Here is a 20,760-nt window from a genome sequence, read left to right on the forward strand (position 1 = left end):
CGCCGCGCTCCTGTCGGGGCGCCCACGCCTCAGCACATAGGCTAGGCAGGCTTTCGCACGTCATCGTCTCTGGGGAGAAACACATGGCACCCGGGCTTCCGTCCGCCATGGACCGACCGCACTTCATCGGCATCGGCGGCGCCGGGATGTCGGGGATCGCCAAGATCCTCGCCCAGCGCGGGGCCCGGGTGGCCGGCAGCGACGCCAAGGAGTCGGCCACCGCAGAGGCGCTGCGGGCGCTCGGTGCCACCGTGCACATCGGGCACGCGGCCGGACACCTCGCCGACGACGCCAGTTGCGTCGTCGTGTCGTCGGCGATCCGCGAGGACAACCCGGAGCTGGCCCGCGCGGCCGAGCTCGGCATCCCGGTGGTGCACCGCTCGGACGCGCTGGCCGCCCTGATGGAGGGGCTGCGCCCGATCGCGGTCGCCGGTACCCACGGCAAGACCACGACCACCTCGATGCTGGCGGTGTCGCTGAGCGAGCTGGGGCGCGAGCCGTCGTACGCCATCGGCGGCGACCTGGACGCCCCCGGTTCCAACGCCCTGCACGGAGCGGGTGAGATCTTCGTCGCCGAGGCGGACGAATCGGACCGCAGTTTCCACAAGTACGCGCCCGAGGTCGCGATCGTCCTCAACGTGGAGCTGGACCACCACGCCAACTACGCCTCGATGGACGAGATCTACGAGTCCTTCGAGACCTTCGCGGGCCGGATCGTGCCCGGCGGCACGCTGGTGATCAACGCCGACCACGAGGGCGCCCGGGAGCTGACCCGGCGGTTGGCCGGCACGGTGCGGACGGTGACGTACGGCGAGGCCGCGGACGCCGACGTACGGGTGCTCTCGGTCGTACCGCAGGGTCTGAGGAGCGAGGTCACCGTCCTGCTCGACGGGGCCGAGCTGACCTTCGCGGTCTCCGTGCCGGGCCGGCACTACGCGCACAACGCGGTCGCCGCGCTCGCCGCGGGCGTGGCCCTGGGCGTCCCGGCCGCCGAACTCGCGCCCGCCCTCGCCGCGTACACCGGGGTCAAGCGGCGCCTCCAGCTCAAGGGCGAGGCGGCCGGAGTCCAGGTGATCGACTCCTACGCCCACCACCCGACCGAGATGACCGCCGACCTGGAGGCGATGCGCGGCGCCGCCGGGGACTCCCGGATCCTGGTCGTGTTCCAGCCGCACCTGTTCTCCCGCACCCAGGAGCTGGGCAAGGAGATGGGTGAGGCGCTGGCCCTCGCGGACGCCTCGGTGGTCCTGGACATCTACCCGGCCCGCGAGGATCCGATCCCCGGGGTGACCAGCGAGCTGATCATCGAGGCGGCGCGGGCCGCGGGCGCCGACGTCACCGCGGTGCACGACAAGGACGAGGTCCCCGCCGTGGTCGCGGGAATGACCAAGCCCGGTGATCTGGTTCTCACCATGGGCGCGGGCGACGTGACCGACCTGGGCCCGAGGATCCTGGAACGCCTGGCGAAGTAAGGGGCTGAGACTCATGTCGTACGACGTCGAGAAGTCGGACGAGCAGTGGCGCGCGGAGCTGGGACCGGCCGAGTACGCCGTGCTGCGCCAGGCGGCGACCGAGCCGGCCTTCACCGGTGAGTACACCAACACCAAGACCAAGGGCGTGTACTCCTGTCGCGCCTGCGGTGCCGAACTCTTCACCTCCGGCACGAAGTTCGAGTCGCACTGCGGCTGGCCGTCCTTCTACGACCCGAAGGACTCCGACGCGGTCGAGCTGATCGAGGACCGTTCGCACGGGATGGTCCGCACCGAGGTGCGCTGCGCCCGCTGCGGCTCCCACCTCGGCCACGTCTTCGAGGGCGAGGGCTACGCCACCCCGACCGACCAGCGGTACTGCATCAACTCGATCTCGCTGCGGCTGACCGCCGACGAGAGCTGACGCCGCCGCCCCTTCCGCTCGTCCACACCCCGCCGCCCCTCAGGGCGGCGGGGTGTTCTCGTGCGTCCGGTGAGCGGCGGTTCGACGTCGATCGACATTGTGCAATGTATTGACCGACGTGAAAAAACTGCCCTACATTCAACGCGTTCCCGGCGGCACCGCCCCGCGTCCCTGTCGCGTCCCCGCGCCCGCCGCATCCCCCGCACCGCTCGAAGGGGAGTACCCGTGTCCACTGAAACGCGTTCGCCGTCCGACCCCGCGACCCTGCGCGGACCGTCCGGCCCGCTGCCCGTCGGCACCCTTGTCGCCGGCTGCTTCGCGGTCTGCCTGGCACAGATCGCCCTCGCCATGCCGGCCACCCTGAACGGACTGTTCCAGGAGGACCTGCACCCCGTCGGCTCCCAGCTGACCTGGATCTCGGACGCCTTCCTGTTGCCCGTGACCGTGCTGGAGCTGACCTTCGGCGTCCTCGGCGACCTCTTCGGCCGCAAGCGGCTGCTGGTCGGCGGCGGCGCGCTGCTCGTCGTAGGCGAGGCGCTGGCCGCCGCGAGCACCGGCATCCACATGCTCTGGGTGGGCCAGGCCATCGCCGGTCTCGGCGCGGCCGCGCTCTTCCCGACGTCGCTCGCCGTGATCGCCGCCGGCACCCACACCGCCCGGGACCGCGCCCGTACGATCACGGTCTGGGCCGCCGCCCTGTCCAGCGGCGGGTTCATCGCACCCGTCCTCGGCGGCATCACCGGCAACTACGGCTCCTGGCGCTGGGCCTTCGTCGTCGTCACCGGGCTCGCCCTGGTCAGCACCCTGCTCAGCGGGCTGCTGGCGCAGAACTCCAGTGCTCCGGAGGGCCGCTCCCTCGACCTCGGGGGCCAGATCACCATCGGCATCGGCATGTTCGCCCTGCTGTACGCGGTGATCCAGGGCCCCTCCGACGGCTGGACCGCGACCCCGGTGGTGATCGCGTACGGGGTCGCGGCGGTCTTCATCGCCCTCTTCCTCGTCGCCGAGAGCCGGGCCGCCGCGCCGCTCCTGCGCCTCGACCTGTTCCGCAACCGGGCCTTCGCGGTCGCCTCGTTCGTCGCCGTCGTCGGCATGTTCAGCTACCTCGGGACGGCCTACGCGACCAGCATCCGGCTCGGGCCGATCCAGCACCAGAGCCCGCTGCGCGGCTCGTTCGCGTTCATCCTGCTCAACGCGTGGACGCTGCTGTTGCTGCCGCTGATCTCCCGGCTCCTGGAGAAGGTCAGCGCGCGCTGGGTGCTGGGGGCGGGGCTCGCGCTGATGGCGGCCGGGGACTTCGTCGCCGCCACCCTCTCGGTCCACGACCGCGCGCTGACCTCGCTGATCCTGCCCATCGGGCTGGTCGGCATCGGCTTCGCGCTGACGGTGTCCTCCATCACCGCGACCGCCGTCAACACGGTCGAGGTCCACTACGCGGGCATGGCCAGCGCGTCGACCAGTCTGCTGCGGGACTTCGGGTTCACCCTCGGCCCGGCCGTCATCGGCGCGATCGCCCTGAGCCGCGCCGCCGACGAGTTCACCCGCAAGCTCGCCGGATCCGGCCTCGGCGAGCAGGTCAAGGCCGCGGCGGGGCAGGTCGCGGCCGAGGGCGGACCGCTCGCCGTCAACTCGGTACCCCCGTCCTCCCCGCCCGGCGGCGCGGCCCCCGTCGCCCTGGAGGCCCTCGGCAACGGCTACGCCGTCGGGTACGTCGTCTGCGGCGTCGCGGCCCTGGTCTGCTGCCTCCTCAGCGTGGTCGCCCTGCGGGGCAAGGCCGAGGAGACGGCCCTGGTCGGCATCGCGGCGGAGGAACGAACCACGGAGAACTGACACGGCGGCGGCCGCCCGCCCGACGCCGGGCAGCGGTCCGCACCCGCCGCCACCGACGAACCGCCGTCCGGTGCACACCCGACCATCGGCACAGGGCTGCGGATCCGCATTCCGGAACGCCAGAGTGGAGGCGAACCGTGACGGCCGGCCGCTGCCGGTCGGCGGGGGCCCTACCGGAGCTTCAGAAGTCGCCGGCCTGCACGGTCAGCCCGTCCGGTCGGCGGGGGCCACGCCGGGCCTTCGGCGGGCGGCTTCGGTGGTGCTGCCCGTTCAGGTGTCGGGACGGGCGGTCGCGGTGGGTCACCGGGGGGCTATGCCGGGGCTCCGGAGGCTGGGGGGCTGTGTGGGGTCGGCCTTGGCGGGTCGGTGGTTCTCGGCTGTGTGCCTTTCCGTGCGGTGCTCGGTGCCGTCCCCCGGGAGGACGTGGTCGGCGGCGTCTCCCCGGGCGGTGGTGCGGCGAGGGGGAGCGTCAGGGTGAACACCGTCGTCCGCTCCCGCCCCTCGTCCAGGGTGATCGTCCCCCCGTGGGCCTCCACCAGCGCACGCGCCACCGACAGCCCCAGCCCGCTGCCGCCGCGGTCGCGGCTGCGTGCCTTGTCGACGCGGTAGAAGCGGTCGAAGACCCGGGCGCGGTCGGCGGCCGGGATACCGGGGCCCTGGTCGGTGACGCGTACCGAAGCACAGCCGTCGGCGACCTCGACCGTCACGGACACCGGGGTCCCGGCGGGCGTGTGGACGGCCGCGTTGGTGAGCAGGTTGTCCAGCACCTGGCGGATCCGGACCGGGTCGATGCGGAGCGGGACCGGCTCGGGGCCCACGGTCACCGTCAGCGGATGACCGGCGCGGGCCGCGCGGAAGGCGTCCGCGGCCTCCCGGACCAGCTCCACCAGATCGGTGTCCTCCACCCGCAGCGGAGTCTCCACCTCGGCGGCGTCCAGGCGCGCGAGGAGCAGCAGGTCGTCGAGGAGGACCCCCATCCGGGCCGCCTCGGCGCGCAGCCGGGCCAGGTGCCTGTCGCGTTCCTCGGGCTGGTTGGCGGCGGCGTACTGGAACAGGTCCGCGTAGCCGCGTACCGACATCAGCGGGGTGCGCAGCTCGTGCGAGGCGTCCGCGACGAAGCGGCGCAGCCGCTGCTCGGCCTCGGCGCGCACGGTGAGCGAGTGGTCGATGTGTTCGAGCATCGTGTTGAACGCGGTGCGCAGTTCCTCGACCTCCGGCCCGCCGCCCCGCTTGGCCGCGCGCAGCGGCAGCCGGGCCGCGGACTCCGTCAGGTTGTGCGAGGCGATGCCGTGCGCGGTCTGTGCCATGTCGCTCAGCGGCTCCAGACCGTTGCGCAGCAGCCGGCGGCCGAACACCACCAGCGCCAGCAGGGCCAGCCCGAAGGCGACGACCTGGACGGTGACCAGCTGCCGAACGGTGTCGTCGATGCTGTCCATGGGGGCGCCGCTGACCAGCACCACCCCCGGCTCCACCGCGCAGCCGCGCAGCCGGTACTCGCCCTCCCCGGTCAGGTTCTCGGTGCGCAGCACCTCGGTGCCCGCGGCGATCTGCGCCTTCGCGACGGAGGTGAGGTCGTCGATGTCCGCGGGCAGGTCACCCGCCTCCTCGGGCTTGCGCAGCACCGGGACGCCGTTCGAGACGTCGTACACGGCGTAGTACCAGCGGTAGTACTTCTTGCCCTGGAGGGAGCCGTTCTGCTCGATGCTCTTCGACTGGGCGGTCTGGGCGAGCCCCAGCTGGTCGTCGAGCTGGGCCGACAGGTAGTCCCGCATGTAGGTGGTCAGGGCCGTGCCGACGACTGCGAACACCACCAGGGCCAGCGCGCCGAGCCCGAGCGCCAGCCGGGTGCCGAGCCGGGTGCTCCGGTACGAGCGCAGCAGTCGGCCGATCACTCCGCCGCCTGTTGCCGTATGACGTACCCGAAGCCGCGCGCGGTGTGGATCAGGGACTCCCCGCCCGACTCGTCCATCTTGCGGCGCAGCCTGCTGACGACCAGCTCCACCACGTTCGACCGGCCGCCGAAGCCGTACTCCCACACGTGGTCGAGGATCTGCGCCTTGGTGAGGACCGTCGGCGACTTGCGCATCAGATAGCGCAGCACCTCGAACTCGGTGGGGGTCAGGGAGAGCAGGCGGTCGCCGCGGCGGACCTCGCGGGTGTCCTCGTCCATCGTCAGATCCGAGACCCGGAGCACCGAGCGCTGGAAGCCGGGGCCGGCGCTGCGCCGCAGCACGGTCCGCAGCCGGGCCATCAGCTCCTCCACCGCGAACGGCTTGACCAGGTAGTCGTCGCCGCCCCGGGTGAGCCCGGCGACCCGGTCGGCGACCCCGTCGCGGGCCGTGAGGAACACCACCGGCACCATCGTCCCGGAGGTCCGCAGCCGGTCCAGCACGCCGAAGCCGTCGAGGTCCGGCAGCATCAGGTCGAGCACGACGATGTCCGGCCGGAACTCGGCGGCCCGGGTCAGCGCGTCCTCACCGCTGTACGCGGTGACCGCGTCCCAGCCCTCGTACCGCGCGACCGTCGCGACGAGGTCGGCGATCGGCGGGTCGTCGTCCACGACGAGGAGTCGTACTTTTTCCACCCGCTCATACTGCGGTACGCGGCGGCGGACGCCAGACCCGTGCGCACCCCGAGAACACATCGATAACCAGTTGAAAGCGGCCCGACAGGAAAACGACAGCGCGCGCGGGGGAAGCTCGACTCCCCGGACCCGATCAAGGAGCTGCCGACCCGTGACGACCGTCCAATCGCCCCCTGCGCCCCCCACGGCGATACGCCCCAGGGTGGTGGCCCGTACGGGCCTGTACGCCGTGCTCGCCGTGAACGCGGCCGTGGTCGCCTACTTCTTCGCCCAGGCCGGCTTCGCCTCCAACGCCCTGATCGTCCTCGGCCGTCTCTTCGGTCTGTACGGCGCCCTCGTCATGGCCTTCCAGCTGGTGCTGGTGGCCCGGCTGCCCTGGCTGGACCGCCGGATCGGCATGGACCGGCTGACGTCCTGGCACCGCTGGACCGGCTTCGCCCTGCTCTGGACGCTGCTCGCGCACGCCGTCTTCATCAGCTTCGGCTACGCCGACGGCGCGGGCGTCGGCCCCGTCACCGAACTCTTCGACCTCGCCCGGACCACGGAGGGCGTGCTGCGGGCCGTCGTCGCGCTCGGCGTCATCCTCGTCGTGGGCGCCGTCTCGGCCCGCGGTGCCCGCCGCCGGCTCGCCTACGAGACCTGGCACTTCATCCACCTGTACACGTACGTGGCCGTGGTGCTCGCCTTCAGCCACCAGGTCGCGGTCGGCACGACCTTCACGGCGTCGTCCGCCGCGACGGCGTACTGGTACGCCGTGTGGGGCGTGGCGCTCGGCGCGGTGGCCCTCGGCCGTCTCGTCCTCCCGCTCTGGCGCAACCGACGCCACCAGTTCCGGGTCTGCGCGGTCGTTCCCGAGTCGGACAACGTCGTCTCGGTCCACGTCACCGGCCGTGACCTCGACAAGCTGGGCGCGCAGGCCGGCCAGTTCTTCCTCTGGCGTTTCCTGACCAAGGACCGCTGGTGGCAGGCCAACCCCTTCTCCCTCTCCGCCGCACCCGACGGCCGCACCCTGCGCCTGACCGCCAAGGCCGCCGGTGACGGCAGCGCCGCCCTGCGGCACCTGAAGGTCGGCACGCGCGTCTTCGCCGAGGGCCCGTACGGCGCGTTCACCACCCTGCACCGGCAGAAGACCGAGTCCCTGCTCATCGCGGGCGGTGTCGGCGTCACACCGATCCGGGCGCTCCTGGAGGACCTGGAGGGCCACGCGGTCGTCATCTACCGCGTCGGCACCGACCGGGACGCCGTCCTCTACGACGAACTCCGCGACCTCGCCGTCGCCAAGGGAGCCGAACTCCACCTGGTCACCGGCCCGCCGGTGCCCGACAAGCTGGCCGCGCGCGAACTGGCCCGGCTGGTGCCCGACATCGCCGACCGGGACGTCTTCCTGTGCGGGCCGCCCCCGATGATGAACGCGGTGCTGCGCAGCCTGGGAGACCTGGGCGTGCCCAAGCCGCAGATCCACTTCGAGCGTTTCAGCCTGGCGGGATGAGAGGGACACCGTGAAGCGAGCCATACCTGTCGTCGCCCTGAGCATCGCCGGCCTGATCCCGGTCTGGCGCTACGAGCCGTCGATCGGCGGTACGACGGCCTCCACCGCCGAACCGGCCACGACCCCGTCCGCCGCCACGGCCTCGTCCGCCGCCCCGACCCCGGCCTCGGGCACGGTCGTCAAGGGGTCGACCGTCACCACCGACAAGGGTCCCGTGCAGGTCCAGGTGACCTTCTCCGGCGACAGGATCACCGCGGTCAGGATGCTCCAGCAGCCGAACCACCCGCAGACGACGGCCGCGGTGCCGGTACTGGTCTCGGAGACGCTGAAGGCGCAGAGCGCGGACATCGACACCGTCTCCGGTGCGACGATCACGAGTGACGGCTACAAGGAGTCCCTCCAGGCCGCGATCGACGCGAAGGGCTGATCATGCGCCGGGTCGAACACGTCATGGGCTTCCCGGTGTCCCTGCGCGTCGACGACGAGGGGGAGTTCGCGGCGGCCGCGGACGCCGTCTTCGGCTGGCTGCGCGAGGTCGACGAGCGGTTCAGCCCGTACCGGCCGGACAGCGAGGTGTGCCGGCTCGACCGGGGAGAGATCGCCGAGGAGGCGGTGTCCCCGGACCTCGCGGAGGTGCTCGCGCTGTGCGAGGAGTACCGGCTGGCGACCGGCGGCGCGTTCGACGTACGGCTGCCGGGGCGGCGCCTCGACCCGTGCGCGGTGGTCAAGGGCTGGTCCGTGCAGCGGGCGGCGGAGCTGCTGTCGGCGGCCGGGGCGCGGCGGTTCGTGCTGAACGCCGGGGGAGACGTGGTCGCCTCCGGCGGGCCCTGGCGGGTGGGGGTACGGCACCCCGACCACGCCGACCGGCTGTGCACGGTCCTGGAGTTGACCGACCGCGCGGTCGCCACCTCCGCCCGCTACGAGCGCGGCGACCACATCGTGGACGGCCGTACCGGTCGCCCGGCGACCGGGCTGCTCAGTGTCACGGTGGTCGCGCCGACCCTGACGGAGGCCGACTCCGTGGCGACGGCCGCCTTCGCGATGGGCGCGGAGGGCGCCGCGTGGGCGGCCGGGCGTCCGGGCTGCGAGGTGTTCGTGGTGGACGCGGAGCGGGCCGTGCTGCGAACCCCGGGCCTGCCGACCGCGACCTGAGGCGCGGAGCCCGCGACTTTCGGCCGGCCCCCGGGCCTCGCCGCGCCCAGCGGACCGACTACGACGGCGACCTGGCCCGGAGCCAGCGTTTCCTGGCCGAGGCCGCCGCCCTGCGCCGGGTCGAGCGGCCGTTCGTGCGCCTGGCAGCGCGGCCGTCCGTGCTGTCGGACCCGCACGCCGTCCGGCCGCCCTGCCACTGCACGGGGTGGTGCGCCCCGGCCACGATCCGGCGTGGCTGACGGCGGGCGGCAGATCACAGACTGAAGACAACGAGTCAGTCGCCAAAGTCCTGAAACACTGTCGGTCTAAACTCTGTCGGCAACGGCCTGTGCCACGGCGACCGTGGTCGAAGATCGGGCATTCTCAGCCAAACCCGAAGGGTATTCGGCGCTTTGATACGGATAGATTCAGTCACCAAGCGGTACCCGGACGGTACGGTCGCCGTGGACCGACTCTCCCTGGACATACCGGACCGCTCGATCACCGTCTTCGTCGGACCCTCGGGCTGCGGCAAGACGACGACCCTGCGCATGATCAACCGGATGGTGGAGCCCAGCGAGGGCCGCATCCTCCTCGACGGCGCCGACATCCACGCGCAGCCCGTCAACACCCTGCGCCGGTCCATGGGTTACGTCATCCAGAACGCCGGTCTCTTCCAGCACCGCACCATCATCGACAACATCGCCACCGTGCCCCGGCTGCTCGGCTGGACCAAGCAGAGGGCGCGCGCCCGGGCGGCCGAGCTGATGGAGCGGGTGGGCCTGGACTCGGCGCTCGCCAAGCGGTACCCGTACCAGCTCTCCGGCGGCCAGCAGCAGCGCGTCGGCGTGGCCCGGGCACTGGCCGCCGACCCGCCGGTGCTCCTGATGGACGAACCGTTCTCCGCCGTCGACCCCGTGGTCCGCAAGGGACTTCAGGACGAACTGCTGCGCATCCAGGACGAGTTGGGCAAGACCATCGTCTTCGTCACCCATGACATCGACGAGGCGATCAAGCTCGGCACCATGGTCGCCGTGATGCGCACCGGCGGTCATCTCGCCCAGTACGCGCCTCCCGCCGAACTGCTCACCGACCCCGCCGACGCCTTCGTGGAGGACTTCCTCGGCGCCGACCGGGGCATCCGCCGGCTGTCCTTCTTCCCGTCCGCCGGGCTGGAGTTGCAGCGGGCCCCGATCGTCGCGATCGACGCCGACGCCGCCCGGCTCGGCGCCCGCGCCTCGGCCGACGTCCCCTACCTCCTCGTGACGGACCTGGACGGCAGGCCGCTCGGCTGGGGCGAACCGGGCGACCTCACCGCCGGTTCGATCGACCCGGCACAACTGCTGTCGTACGGGCGGCCCTTCCTGCCGGGCCGGGACTCGCTGCGCGCCGCGCTCGACGGCTCGGTGCTCTCGCCGACCGGCTGGGCCGTGGCGGTGGACGGTGAGGGACGCGCGGTCGGCGTCGTCTCCCAGCAGGTCATCGGAGCCGCGATCCGCACCGCCCACGCCGAGGGCCGCGACGACGCGAGGGTCGGGGGATGAGCGGCTTCTTCGACATCCCCAGCGACCTCCAGAACACCTACTTCGGGCTGATCGGCCTGCACCTGCGCGAGGCCCTGATCCCGGTCCTGGCCGGTCTGCTGGTGTCCCTGCCCATCGCCCAGCTCTGCGTGCGCTTCCGCTGGCTGTACCCGCCGGTGCTGGGCGTGACCACGATCCTGTACGCCATCCCCTCGCTGGCCTTCTTCGTGATCCTCATCGACTACACCGGCCAGACCGAGACCACGGTGATGATCCCGCTCGCGGTGTACAGCCTGGTGGTCCTGGTCCCGGCCATCGTGGACGGCGTCCGCTCGGTCCCGCAGGAGACCCTCGCCGCCGCCACCGCGATGGGCCTCGGGCCCGTCCGCCGTTACTTCCAGGTCCAGTTGCCGATCGCGGTCCCCGCCATCATCGCGGGCCTGCGCGTCGCCACGGTCTCCAGCATCTCCCTGGTCAGCGTCGGCATGCTGATCGGCAACCAGGGTGCCCTCGGCAACCTGCTCAACGACGCGAACACCTACCACCGTCCCGAGCTGGCGGTGAACTCCGTGGTGACGACGGCCGTGCTGGCGATCCTGGCCGACGCGCTCCTCGTCCTCGTCCGCCGTGTGCTGACGCCCTGGATGCCGAAGGAGAGCACCCGGTGAACGTCCTCAACTTCATCCACGCCTTCTTCAGCGACAGTTCGCACTGGCACGGCTACGACGGCATACCCACGCGCGTGTGGGAGCACATCCAGTACTCCCTGGAGGCGCTCGCCTACGCGGCCCTGATCGGCCTGCCCGTCGGCCTGGTCACCGGCCACTACGGCCGCGGCGGCAACACCCTCGCCCTGATCGCCACGGCCGGCCGCGCGCTGCCCAGCTTCGGCCTGCTGGTCCTGATGTTCATCTGGCTGGGCTTCGGCATGCTGCCGGTGATGATCCCGCTGGTGATCCTCGCGGTACCGCCGATCCTGGTCACGACGTACGAGGCGCTCCGCTCGGTCGACCCGTCCCCGGTGGACGCCGCCCGGGGCATGGGCATGACCGAGCCCCGCATCCTCTTCCAGGTCGAACTCCCGGTGGCGCTGCCCCTGATCCTCAGCGGCCTGCGCTCGGCGGCCATCCAGATAGTCTCGACGGCGACGATCGCTGCCTACATCAGCCTCGGCGGCCTGGGCCGCTACATCATCGACGGCCTCTACCAGAAGAACTACGAGAAGGTGGTGGGCGGCGCCACCCTGGTGGCCGCGATGGCCCTGGCGACGCTGGGCATCTTCTGGGCGGTACAGAGACTGACGGTGTCTCCGGGAGTACGGCGGAGCAACTAGGTCAGGGGCGCGGGACTGTGTCACTAGGCGGCTCCGCCGCGTGGGCGCGACCAGCCCCACGCGGCGGACAGTTCCCCACCCACCGCACTACCCGCCATTCCGTGCCAGCGCGAGTTCCAGGACGACAAGCAGCGCGTCGCGCACCGAACCCCGTTCACGCGCGTCGAAGACGACCAGCGGAGTCCCCTCGGCCACATCCAGCGCCCAGCGCACCTCGTCCAGCGTGTGCTCCACCCGCCCGTCGAACGCGTTGATCGCGACGGCGAACGGTATCCCCTTGTGCTCGAAGTAGTCGACCGCGGCGTAGCAGTCGTCCAGGCGACGCGTGTCAACGATGACGAGCCCGCCGAGCGCGCCCTCCACGATGTCGTCCCACATGAAGCCGAACCGTTCCTGCCCGGGCGTGCCGAACAGGTACAGCTTCAGCGTCGGGTCGATGGTGATGCAGCCGAAGTCCATCGCCACGGTCGTGGTCGTCTTGCGCGGGGTGAGCGACAGGTCGTCCACGCCCGCCGCGACCTCGGTGATCGACGCTTCGGTGGTCAGCGGCTCGATCTCCGAGATCGAGCCGACGGCGGTGGTCTTGCCCACGCCGAAACCGCCCGCGATGACCATTTTCACCGGCAGCGGCGGCCGTACGGCCGTACGCCCGGCGCCCCGGGTCAGCGAGTCAGTCGGTGTCACGGAGTACCCCTCGGGAGTCGGGGATGGCCCGCAGGCCATCGATAACCCTGCGCAGGACGGACGAGTCGTGGGTGGCCTCGAAGTCGGGCACGTGGACCGTCAGTTGCCCGGCCTCGCGCAGATCTTCGGCCAGCACCCGGACCACGTTCAGGTGCAGCCGCAGCCGGGCCGCCAGTTCCGCGAGCGACTGCGGAAGCCGGCACGCCGCGATGATGTCGTGCTGCTCGAAGGAGAGCCGGTCCAGCACGGCGAGCCCGGCGGCGGTGGCCACCACCTGGGTCTCGACGGGCATCGCCGGTCCGGAGGCGCTGTCCGCCACCCGGCCGGCGGTGACCAGGAACGGCCGTACGGCGGGGGCGGGGCCGACCGGGTCGCTGCCCGGGGGCGGTGAGCCGTCCGCCATGGCTGTGTCTTCCTCTCTCGACCGGTGATCCCGGTCAGCGCGTCTGTGGGACGCCGACGCTGTTCTTCAGCTCCAGGACGAGCTGGGGACTGAGGGCCGCACCGGCGCGGTTGGCGAACAACGTCATCTCGTAGGCGATGTTGCCCAGCTTGGCCTCGTTGTCGGCGACCACGCCGAGCACGGCGCCGTTGCCGATCGCGGAGACGATGACATGGCCGCCCTCCAGGTCGATGATGACCTTGTTGAGGCCGCCCAGCCCGTAGTTGCCGGAGGCGCCGGCGGCCAGGCTGGTGATGCCGGAGACGATCGCGGCCAGCCGCTCGGAATGGGCGCGCTCGCGCAGTTCCGAGACGGCGATCAACAGGCCGTCGGAGGACACGGCGATCGCGTCGACGACGCCTGCGGTCTCGGTCGCGAAGCGGTTCAGCAGCCAGGTGAAGTCGGCTGCGGCCGCCTGCAGGTCGGTCGGCGTGACGCCGCCCGTCGGGGTGTCACCTGTCGACGTGCTCACTGCTCGGCTCCTTCCGGAAGGTGGATCTGGTCGTGCGGCGGATTCGTTCGGGGGTGCGGCGCGGGCCGCTCGTGGCTGCCGGTGTCGCTGTCGCGCCGGGCGCGCTCCACCGCCGCCTCGAACTCGTCGAGGGCGGCCCGCTCGGCCTCGGCGTCACGGGTGCGCGGCGCCCCGGAGAGGGCCTGGGCGGCGCCGACGGTGGTCCGCAGGGTGGCGCCGCGTACCCGGCGGCGCAGGGGGCGGCTGCCGTCGGCGGTGTCGGCGGTGTCGGAGGTGTCGGCAGGGGGTTCGCCGGAGCGCGCGGCCGGGATCTGCGGGGCCGTCCCGGCGTCGGCGGCCGGCTCGCGGCGTGGCACCCGGCGGGGGAGCGGGCCCTCGGGCTCCGCGGCGGTGTGCGCCGGGCCGGTGGCCCAGCTCGGCGTGGTCGCGCCGTTGCGCGCCGGGGCCGGTCCGGCCGGCACCGAGGCCGCCGGGGTCGGTCCGGTCGGCTCGGTCGGTGCCGTCGGCTCCACGGTGAGCGGGCTGCCGGCGGTGTCGGCCACCGCGCTCATCGTCAGCAGCAGGCGTGCGGGCAGGGTCACTTCGGCGGTGACACCGCCGCCCGGGGTCCGGGTCAGCTCGACGCCGATCTCCCAGCGCCGGGCCAGCGCACCCACCACGAACAGGCCGAGCACCTTGGTCGGCACCAGGTCGAGGCGCTCACGGCGGATCAGCCGCTGGTTCTCCTCGGCCAGCCGCTCGGCGCTCATGCCGAGACCGTGGTCGGTGACCACGATGTGCGCACCGGCGTCGCCGGCGCGCACGGTCACCTCGACCGGGCTGCCCGCCGGTGAGAACGACACCGCGTTCTCCAGGAGTTCGGCCACCATCAGGGTGAGGTCGCCGATGATGTCCGGCTCGATCACGGCGTCCGTGGCGGCGTACAGCCGTACCCGCTGGTACCCCTCGATCTGGCCGAGCGCGGCCCGTACGACGTTGGACACCGGGGTGGGCCCGGCGGCCAGCACGGTCTCGCGGATGCCGGCGAGCAGCATCAGGCTGTCGGCGTTGCGGCGCAGACGGACGGCGATGTGGTCGATGGAGTAGAGGCGTTCCAGGAGCGCCGGGTCGGTCTCGGCCCGCTCCACCGCGTCGATGAAGGCCAGCTGGCGGGTGGTCAGGTTGCTGACGCGGCGGCCGACGTTGCCGAACATCTCCGCGGTGTTGCGGCGGCTGAGCACCTGGCGTTCCAGCAGCGCCGCGGCCGTGGTCTGCACCTGGTTGAACGCCTCGGCCAGGTCGCCGATCTCGTCCCGGGCGGTGACCGGCATGTCCCGCAGCCGGGGCGGGCCGGCGTCCTCGGCGTCGTCGTCGGCGACCCGGGCGAGTTCGCGGCCCGCCACCTCGGCGACCTCGTGCGCGACCCCGGTCAGGGCCTGCACGGGGCGGATCACCGAGCGGCGCACCAGCACCGACAGGGCGAGCCACAGGACGAAGCCGAGCAGCGCGCCCGTCAGCAGCCAGATCGCGCGCCAGCGGGCGGAGTCGGCGGCGGCGTCGGCGCGGTCGGCGATCTGGCCGATGAGCGAGGTGGTGATGGCCAGCCGGGCGGCGGCCTGGTCGAGATAGGCGGGGTAGTCGGCCAGCGCGTCCTTGACCGCCCGCTGGATCTGTTCCGGACTGCCCGACACCAGCTTGGTCGGGTCGATCTGCAGCTCGGCGAAGGACTCGGCGATCCTGCCCTGTGCCTTGGTGTGTTCGAGACCGGCGAGCTGCTCGGCCTGCCCGTCGGAGGCGAACCGGCCGAACCGGTCGGCCTGGTGCTGGTAGAGGTCGTAGGCGCCGACCGCGTTGGTGAACTCGATCAGCGCGTTGGTGTCCCCGGTGGTCGCCGCCAGCACGTTGGTCTCGAAGGCGCCGTGGGCGGCGTCCGCGCGCAGCAGGGAGTCCAGCAGGTTGCCGGTGAAGGTCGAGGCGAGGTTGGTGTTGCGGTCCAGCCCGAGGCCGTCGATCAGGTCGTTGGACGCGTTGGAGTAGGCCGGGTCGATGTTGTCGGCCGGCAGGTACGCCTGCTCGACGGAGTCGCGCAGGCTGGACAGGCCCTCGACCTGCCGGAGGGCGTCCGCCTCGGTGCCCGGCAGCCGGTCGCCGAAAGTCTGACGGACCTTCTCGACCTGGGAGTCCACGGCGTCCTGGGCGGCCTGGTAGGCACGGGGCGAGGGCCTGGCGTTTCCGGACTCGTACCGCGCGGAGAGCAGGATCGCCTGCTGGTGCTCCGCCTCCACCGTGTCCACGAGCCGCGCCACCTGGGTGCTGTCCCGGACCAGCTGCGCCGCGGAGTCCGCGCTGGTGGACTGCTGAACCAGGTCGGTGAAGACGTACGCCAGCAGTACGGCGATGACGGCGAGCGGTACTCCGACCAGCAGGTTGAGCTTGCGGCGGAAGGGCCAACGGTCGGCGAATCCCCGGATCCCGCCCCGCTGCGGAGTGGGACGGACGGGCGCGTCCACCTGGTTCGTGGACACCGGGCCTCCTTCATCAGGGTGTCTGGTCGATGGGGGGCGTCTTCACCCCGAGCTGTTGCGGAACGACACCGAGTAGCGGGCCCCGTGCACCGCTGTGACCGATATCAACTGCGGTGAGACTACAGCGTTCTTGAAGCGACGTTCCGCTTGCTCTTTATCAAGAATCCGTTACAAAGAGACCGCTCTCTATCCACAACTGGCCACGGATCGAAGCCAATCGGTGACCCGGAGACACTTGACTGACCGAGAACGGGCTGGATTGGATCGTGCTGAGTGGTTCGCAACACCCCCACCCTTCCCACAGCTCCCGGAACGGCAACCGTGACTTCCAACACCCTTCCCAGCAGGTCAATCCGGACATACCGAGGTGCGGCGGCCGTCGCGCTCGCCGCGACGACGGCCCTGCTGGCGGGCTGTTCCTCCTCCAGCGACAGCAAGTCCGACCCGCTGTCGGACAGCAAGGCGAGCGGCGACACCGTCGTCGTCGGCTCCAACAACTTCGCCGAGAGCACCCTGATCGCGGACATCTACGGCGAAGCGCTCAAGGCCAAGGGTGTCAAGGTCACGTACAAGCCGAACATCGGCAGCCGCGAGACCACCTACGGTCTGCTCAAGAACGGATCGATCTCGGTCCTGCCCGAGTACAACGGCGCCCTGCTCGCCTACCTCGACCCCAAGGCCGCTCCGAAGACGATCGACGAGACCACCAAGGCCATCGAGGCCAAGCTGGACTCCAAGCTGACGCTGCTGAACCCGGCGGACGCGCAGGACAAGGACACGGTGACCCTCAACGCGGTGACCGCCGCCAAGTACAACCTCACCGCGAAGTCCTCCATAGCCGACCTCAAGGACATCGCCAAGGACCTGGTCATCGGCGCCTCGCCGGAGTTCCAGACCCGGCAGCAGGGCCTGGTCGGCCTGAAGTCCGTGTACGGCCTGGAGTTCAAGTCCTTCAAGGCGCTCGACGCGGGCGGCGCGCTGACGGAGGCCGCCCTCACGAAGAACGCGGTACAGGCCGCGGACATCTTCAGCACGGACCCGACCATCACCAAGGAGAAGTTCGTCGTCCTGCAGGACCCGAAGAACCTCTTCGGTTTCGAGAACGTCCAGCCCCTGGTCTACAAGAGCGCCCTGAACCAGACGGCCGTCGACGCCCTCAACGCCGTCTCCGCCAAGCTGGACACGGCGACCCTGCTGGACCTGGACACCCAGGTGCAGTCGGACAACAAGGACCCGCTGGACGTCGCCAAGGCCTGGCTGAAGAAGGCCGGCCTCAGCTGACCCTCCGGGTCGCCCCGGCGGTGACGGCCTCGGCCACCCGGACCCGTCCGGTACGCCGAGGCCGTCACCGACCCGGGTCGGCTCGTCAGAGGTCGAACTCGTGCGGCGGCAGGTCCAGCGTGTAGCACGCCTCGCGTACCACGGCCTGCTCCGTCTTGTCGAAGTCGCCGTCCGCGCCGCCGATCACGATGCCGATCTGGATGACGGCACGCGCCTCGGCCGGCTTCTTCTTCGCCTTGGCGACCTCCTGGAGCACGCTCACCTTGCCGAAGGCGAAGTCGGTGGTCAGCTTGTTCAGGTTCTCCTCGAAACGACGGCGCAGGTCGTCCGCCGGGAAGTTCTGCAACACCTCGTTGGTGGCGATGAGCTGGGCCACCCGCTGCCGCTCCGCCGGATCGATGGTGCCGTCGGCAGCCGCCACGAGCGCGCACATCGCCATGCTCGCGTCGCGGAACGCACCGCTCTTCAGGTCGTTCTTCCTCGCCACGAGCTGGGTCTGCATCTGCGTCGCGGAATCCTTGATGCGGTCCCACAGGGCCATGCGCATTCACTCCTCGGTAGACAAGAGGCTTGCTTGTCGGCAGAACAACTTCTACAACACCGTAGAAACTGACCCGGCCGACGATAAGTTCCCGCGTCCTAAACTGGTTCCGCGACGCGGCGGACAGGAGGACGGCAACGGTGGGGACAGAGCCCGGCAGAGGCGACGACGACCCGGGTGCGGACGTGCTCACGGAAGCGGCCGCCGCCTTCGGGCTGCTCGCCTCGCCCGCCCGGCTGCACATCGTCTGGGCGCTGGCCCAGGGCGAGAGTGATGTCACCGGCCTCGCCGAGCGGGTCGGGGGCGCGCTGCCCGCCGTCAGCCAGCACCTCACCAAGCTGAAGCTCGCCGGTCTGGTGCGCTCCCGCCGAGAGGGCCGCCGCCAGGTGTACCTCGTGGACGACGCGGACGTCGTCGACGTGGCACAGCTGCTCGTCGGCCGCCTCACCGCCCGCACCACCGGCGCCGACGTCCCGGCACCCCGCCGGCTCCATGGTCTCTGAGGACGAGGCCGCCACCTCCCTGCAGGTGCTGCGCCGACTGGACACGGGACCGCGCGGGCTCACCGAGGCCGAGGCCGCGGCCCGGCTCGCCGACGTCGGCGAGAACACCCCGCCCCGCCCGGGCACCGCCCCCTGGCCACCGCGCTGCGTGCGTGCCCTGCGCGACCCGTTCACCGCGGTGCTGCTCACCCTCGGCCTGGCCTCCGCCCTCGTCGCCTCCTGGGGCACGGCCGTCGTGATCCTCGCCCTGGTCGCGGTCAGCGCCGCCCTGCGGGCAGCCGGCGAGCACCGCGCCGACCGCTCGCTGGCGGCCCTGCGCCAACTCGTCGCGGGCACGGCCACCGTGCTGCGCCGCGCCGGCCCGGACGCGGAACCACGGACCCGTGAGGTCACGGTCGCCGACCTGGTCCCCGGCGACGTCGTACGGCTCGGCCCGGGCGACCTGGTGCCCGCCGACGTACGCCTGCTGCGCGCCCGGGGGCTGACGGTGCACCAGGCCGTGCTCACCGGTGAGTCGGCGCCCGTCGCCAAGGCCGCCGTCGACGTGCCCCGCCCCGCCGGCCCCGGCCCCTTCGACGAGCCCCACCTCTGTTTCCAGGGCAGCGGCGTCGCCTCCGGCAGTGCCACGGCGGTGGTCGTGGCGACGGGGGAGCGGACCCGGTTCGCCGCCGCCCGGGGCGCCGTCGAGGGACGGCGGGAGGCGAGCGCCTTCGACCGGTCCGTGCACGGGATCTCCTGGGTGCTGATCCGGTTCATGCTGCTGACCCCGCCCCTCGTCCTCATGGCCAACGCGGGCCTGCGCGGACGTGGTCTGGAGACGCTGCCCTTCGCGGTCGCGGTCGCCGTCGGCCTCACCCCCGAGATGCTCCCGGTGGTCGTCACCACCTGTCTGGCCCGGGGCGCCGCGCTGCTCGCCCGCGCCCACCGGGTCGTCGTACGGCGGCTGCCCGCGCTGCACGACCTGGGCGCCGCCGACGTGCTCTGCCTGGACAAGACCGGCACGCTCACCCAGGACCGGCCCGTCGTCGAACGCGCGCTCGGACCGGACGGCGAGGAGGACCCCGAGGTACTGCGCTGGGCGGCCGTCGGCGCCTGGTGGACCCTCCAGCTCGCCGAACTCCCCGTCCCCGACGCCCTCGACGAGGCCCTGCTCACGGCGGCCGGACCGGTGGGGGAGGAGTACGACGGCATCGGCGCCGTGCCCTTCGACCCCGAGCGGCGCACCGCCACCGCCGTCGTCACCGGCCTGCCGGGCAGCTACCTGCTCATCACCAAGGGCGCCGCCGAGGCCGTACTGGACCGCTGCGCCCTGGACCCCGCCGAACGTGAGCGCCTCCTCGCCCTCGCCGACCGCGAGGCCGCCACCGGACTGCGCGTCCTGGCCGTCGCCACCACCGAACTCCCCGGCACCGGGCCGCGCTCGCGCGGGGGGACCCCTGGCGCCCGCGGCCGCCCGCACCCCGCCGCCGACGCGCACGGCCTCACCTTCCGGGGACTGGTCACCTTCCGCGACGCCCTCGCCCCCGGCGCCGCCGAGGCCCTGCGCACCCTCACCGGTCTCGGTATCACCGTCCGCGTGCTCACCGGCGACCACCCGGCGACGGCGGCCCGTGTCTGCCGGGAACTCGGCCTGGACCCCGGCCGGGTGGCCGTGGCCGGCGACCCCCTCGACCTCGACGCCACGGTCGTCGCCCGCTGCACCGCCGAGGACAAGGCCCGGGTCGTCGCCGGGCTGCGCGCCGCCGGGCACACCGTCGGGTTCCTCGGGGACGGGGTCAACGACCTCGCCGCCCTGCGCGCCGCCGATGTCGGCATCGCCCCCCGTACCGCCGTGGACCTCGCCCGCGAGACCGCCGACGTGGTGCTCGCGGAGAAGGACCTCGGGGCGATCGGGCACGCCGTCACCGCCGGCCGGCACAGCAGCGCCAACATCGCCTCCTATCTACGGGTCACGCTCTCCTCCAATCTCGGCAACGTCATCGCGATGCTCTCCGCCGGCCTGCTGCTGCCCTTCCTGCCGATGCTCCCGGCCCAGGTGCTCGCCCAGAACCTCTGCTTCGACGCCGCCCAGCTGGCCTTCGCCCACGACCGCCCGCGACCCGCGGCGCTGCGTCGGCCGACCATGCTGCGGCCACCTGCGTTCCTGCGGTTCATCACCGGGTTCGGGGTGCTGAACGCGGTCGCCGACCTCGCCACCCTCGGCGTCCTCGCGCTCGCCCTGCGCGGCCCCGACGCACTCGACGACCAGGCGGTCTTCCACTCGGCCTGGTTCACCGAGAACCTCCTCACCCAGGCCCTGGTGATGTTCCTGCTGCGCGGCGGCAGCCGCCGCGGACCCATCGGCCGGGCCGCCGCCGTCCTCGCCGCCGTCGGTCTGCTGCTGCCGCCGAGCCCGCTGGGCGCGGCCCTGGGCATGACCGGGCTGCCACCCGACTTCCACCTGCTGCTCGCCGCCGTCCTCGCCCTGTACGCCCTGGCACTGCGAGCGGCACGCGCCCGCCACGACGGGTGCCGGCCGTGAAACGCGAGGCGAGGGCGAGGAGGTCGGAC

19 protein-coding genes are annotated in these 20,760 nt (G+C 72.1%); 12 read left to right on the forward strand and 7 right to left on the reverse strand.

Annotated elements, in window-relative coordinates; translation table 11 throughout:
* Positions 1–83: 83 nt before the first annotated feature.
* From murC to ACZ3KP_RS11865, 3 genes are all read left to right on the forward strand, one after another.
* Positions 84–1,472 (forward strand): UDP-N-acetylmuramate--L-alanine ligase, encoded by a 1,389-nt coding sequence (gene murC / locus ACZ3KP_RS11855; protein ID WP_467498574.1) that lies wholly within the window; start codon positions 84–86, stop codon positions 1,470–1,472.
* 13 nt (positions 1,473–1,485) lie between these two features.
* Entirely contained in the window at positions 1,486–1,893 is a 408-nt protein-coding gene (msrB, locus tag ACZ3KP_RS11860; protein ID WP_467498576.1) for a peptide-methionine (R)-S-oxide reductase MsrB, read from the forward strand.
* A 225-nt stretch (positions 1,894–2,118) separates the two neighbouring features.
* Positions 2,119–3,723, forward strand: coding sequence for an MFS transporter (locus ACZ3KP_RS11865; protein ID WP_467498578.1), 1,605 nt, complete (start codon positions 2,119–2,121; stop codon positions 3,721–3,723).
* A 311-nt stretch (positions 3,724–4,034) separates the two neighbouring features.
* Here ACZ3KP_RS11865 and ACZ3KP_RS11870 read toward each other — a convergent pair whose 3' ends face one another.
* Both ACZ3KP_RS11870 and ACZ3KP_RS11875 read right to left on the reverse strand, forming a co-directional pair.
* The gene (locus ACZ3KP_RS11870) at positions 4,035–5,615 is read right to left on the reverse strand and encodes a sensor histidine kinase (protein ID WP_467498580.1); all 1,581 of its coding nucleotides are present in this window, start codon (positions 5,613–5,615) and stop codon (positions 4,035–4,037) included.
* The gene (locus ACZ3KP_RS11875; RefSeq protein ID WP_467498582.1) at positions 5,612–6,307 is read right to left on the reverse strand and encodes a response regulator transcription factor; all 696 of its coding nucleotides are present in this window, start codon (positions 6,305–6,307) and stop codon (positions 5,612–5,614) included. The genes ACZ3KP_RS11870 and ACZ3KP_RS11875 overlap by 4 nt, the downstream gene beginning before the upstream one ends.
* A gap of 151 nt (positions 6,308–6,458) precedes the next feature.
* Here ACZ3KP_RS11875 and ACZ3KP_RS11880 point away from each other — a divergent pair, with 151 nt between their 5' ends.
* From ACZ3KP_RS11880 to ACZ3KP_RS11905, 6 genes are all read left to right on the forward strand, one after another.
* The gene (locus ACZ3KP_RS11880; RefSeq protein ID WP_467498584.1) at positions 6,459–7,796 is read left to right on the forward strand and encodes a ferredoxin reductase family protein; all 1,338 of its coding nucleotides are present in this window, start codon (positions 6,459–6,461) and stop codon (positions 7,794–7,796) included.
* A 10-nt stretch (positions 7,797–7,806) separates the two neighbouring features.
* On the forward strand, positions 7,807–8,223 hold the full coding sequence (locus ACZ3KP_RS11885; RefSeq protein WP_467498586.1) for an FMN-binding protein: 417 nt from the start codon (positions 7,807–7,809) through the stop codon (positions 8,221–8,223).
* A gap of 2 nt (positions 8,224–8,225) precedes the next feature.
* Entirely contained in the window at positions 8,226–8,948 is a 723-nt protein-coding gene (locus ACZ3KP_RS11890) for an FAD:protein FMN transferase (RefSeq protein WP_467498588.1), read from the forward strand.
* Between the two features lie 392 nt (positions 8,949–9,340).
* Positions 9,341–10,471: an ABC transporter ATP-binding protein gene (locus ACZ3KP_RS11895; protein WP_467498590.1), complete on the forward strand. Its 1,131-nt coding sequence runs from the start codon at positions 9,341–9,343 to the stop codon at positions 10,469–10,471.
* A complete protein-coding gene (locus ACZ3KP_RS11900) occupies positions 10,468–11,118 on the forward strand; it encodes an ABC transporter permease (RefSeq protein ID WP_358976124.1) in 651 nt (216 codons plus the stop codon). The genes ACZ3KP_RS11895 and ACZ3KP_RS11900 overlap by 4 nt, the downstream gene beginning before the upstream one ends.
* On the forward strand, positions 11,115–11,783 hold the full coding sequence (locus tag ACZ3KP_RS11905; RefSeq protein WP_358976127.1) for an ABC transporter permease: 669 nt from the start codon (positions 11,115–11,117) through the stop codon (positions 11,781–11,783). The genes ACZ3KP_RS11900 and ACZ3KP_RS11905 overlap by 4 nt, the downstream gene beginning before the upstream one ends.
* Before the next feature lie 87 nt (positions 11,784–11,870).
* On the opposite strand, the gene ACZ3KP_RS11910 is transcribed toward ACZ3KP_RS11905, so the two are convergent.
* Genes ACZ3KP_RS11910 through ACZ3KP_RS11925 form a run of 4 tightly spaced genes read right to left on the reverse strand, consistent with a single transcriptional unit; the run spans position 11,871 to position 15,885 of the window.
* The gene (locus tag ACZ3KP_RS11910) at positions 11,871–12,467 is read right to left on the reverse strand and encodes a GTP-binding protein (protein WP_351712294.1); all 597 of its coding nucleotides are present in this window, start codon (positions 12,465–12,467) and stop codon (positions 11,871–11,873) included.
* Positions 12,454–12,870, reverse strand: a complete 417-nt coding sequence (locus ACZ3KP_RS11915) for a DUF742 domain-containing protein (RefSeq protein ID WP_358976133.1) — start codon at positions 12,868–12,870, stop codon at positions 12,454–12,456. Before ACZ3KP_RS11915 ends, ACZ3KP_RS11910 begins: the two co-directional genes overlap by 14 nt.
* A gap of 34 nt (positions 12,871–12,904) precedes the next feature.
* Positions 12,905–13,381, reverse strand: a complete 477-nt coding sequence (locus ACZ3KP_RS11920; protein WP_132890098.1) for a roadblock/LC7 domain-containing protein — start codon at positions 13,379–13,381, stop codon at positions 12,905–12,907.
* On the reverse strand, positions 13,378–15,885 hold the full coding sequence (locus ACZ3KP_RS11925) for a sensor histidine kinase (protein ID WP_467498594.1): 2,508 nt from the start codon (positions 15,883–15,885) through the stop codon (positions 13,378–13,380). The genes ACZ3KP_RS11920 and ACZ3KP_RS11925 overlap by 4 nt, the downstream gene beginning before the upstream one ends.
* A gap of 321 nt (positions 15,886–16,206) precedes the next feature.
* Here ACZ3KP_RS11925 and ACZ3KP_RS11930 point away from each other — a divergent pair, with 321 nt between their 5' ends.
* A complete protein-coding gene (locus ACZ3KP_RS11930; protein WP_358976139.1) occupies positions 16,207–17,166 on the forward strand; it encodes an ABC transporter substrate-binding protein in 960 nt (319 codons plus the stop codon).
* 85 nt (positions 17,167–17,251) lie between these two features.
* Here ACZ3KP_RS11930 and ACZ3KP_RS11935 read toward each other — a convergent pair whose 3' ends face one another.
* Positions 17,252–17,707 (reverse strand): tellurite resistance TerB family protein, encoded by a 456-nt coding sequence (locus ACZ3KP_RS11935; protein ID WP_358976142.1) that lies wholly within the window; start codon positions 17,705–17,707, stop codon positions 17,252–17,254.
* A 140-nt stretch (positions 17,708–17,847) separates the two neighbouring features.
* Here ACZ3KP_RS11935 and ACZ3KP_RS11940 point away from each other — a divergent pair, with 140 nt between their 5' ends.
* Positions 17,848–18,210, forward strand: coding sequence for an ArsR/SmtB family transcription factor (locus ACZ3KP_RS11940; RefSeq protein WP_467498597.1), 363 nt, complete (start codon positions 17,848–17,850; stop codon positions 18,208–18,210).
* Positions 18,200–20,731: an HAD-IC family P-type ATPase gene (locus ACZ3KP_RS11945; protein WP_467498599.1), complete on the forward strand. Its 2,532-nt coding sequence runs from the start codon at positions 18,200–18,202 to the stop codon at positions 20,729–20,731. The genes ACZ3KP_RS11940 and ACZ3KP_RS11945 overlap by 11 nt, the downstream gene beginning before the upstream one ends.
* Positions 20,732–20,760 lie beyond the last annotated feature (29 nt).

Source organism: Streptomyces sp. NPDC020958, from assembly GCF_055562175.1.